Here is a 970-nt window from a genome sequence, read left to right as displayed (position 1 = left end):
GTTGGAGGGTCCGAGCCCGACCTACAACAGCCCGGTGGTGCTGCGTCTGTCCGGTGAGCTGAATCAGGAAGCGCTGGGACTGGCGCTGCGTGACGTGATCGCACGCCACGAGGCCCTGCGGACCGTCCTGCCTGCCGCCGACGGCGAGCCCTACCAGTACGTCCTCCCCATCGACGAGGTCTCCGGGGAGCTGACGCCGGTCCGGGTTACCGGGTCCGACCTGTCCCACGAACTGGCCGGGATCACCTCCCATGCCTTCGACCTCGCGACGGAGATTCCGCTGAAGGCATGGCTGTTCGAGACGTCCACGGATGAGCATGTACTCGCCCTGTTGGTGCATCACATCGCCGCTGACGGCTGGTCGATGACACCGCTGCTTCGCGATCTGTCGGTGGCGTACGGTGCTCGGGCCGACGGGCGGCAGCCGCAGTGGGCGCCATTGCCGGTGCAGTACCGGGACTATGCGCTGTGGCAGCGGGAGTTGCTCGGGTCGGAGGACGACCCACGCAGTGTGCTGTCGGAGCAAGTCGCGTACTGGCGCGAGAAGCTGTCCGGGGCTCCGGAAGGGCTCGCCCTCCCCTTCGACCGGTCCCGCCCGGCCGTGGCAACGCACCGAGGTCACCAGGCCGTTCTCCACCTGCCGGCGGACGTGCACAGCCGGTTGGCGGAGGTGGCGCGTGCCGAGGGTGTGACCATGTTCATGGTGCTGCACGCGGCGCTGGCAGCGATGCTGTCGCGGTTGGGCGCCGGCACGGACATCCCGATCGGTTCGGCGGTGGCGGGCCGTACGGATGAGGCACTGGACGACCTGGTCGGGTGCTTCGTCAACACGTTGGTGATCCGAACGGATGTGTCGGGTGATCCGACGTTCCGTGAGCTGCTGGGCCGGGTGCGGGAGGCCGGGCTCGGTGCGTATGCGCATCAGGACGTGCCGTTCGAGCGGCTGGTGGAGGAGCTGGCGCCGGCACGC

At 68.9% G+C, this 970-nt stretch carries 1 protein-coding gene; it reads left to right on the top strand.

Translation table 11 applies throughout. From position 1 onward, the window contains the following. Positions 1–34: 34 nt before the first annotated feature. Positions 35–970, top strand: a 936-nt coding sequence (locus tag H0H10_RS02565; protein ID WP_373566793.1) for a condensation domain-containing protein, incomplete at its 3' end; no start/stop codon positions are given.

This window comes from Streptomyces griseicoloratus (genome assembly GCF_014534645.1).
GTDB lineage: Bacteria > Actinomycetota > Actinomycetes > Streptomycetales > Streptomycetaceae > Streptomyces > Streptomyces griseicoloratus.
This window is presented reverse-complemented; position numbering and strand designations above follow the sequence as displayed.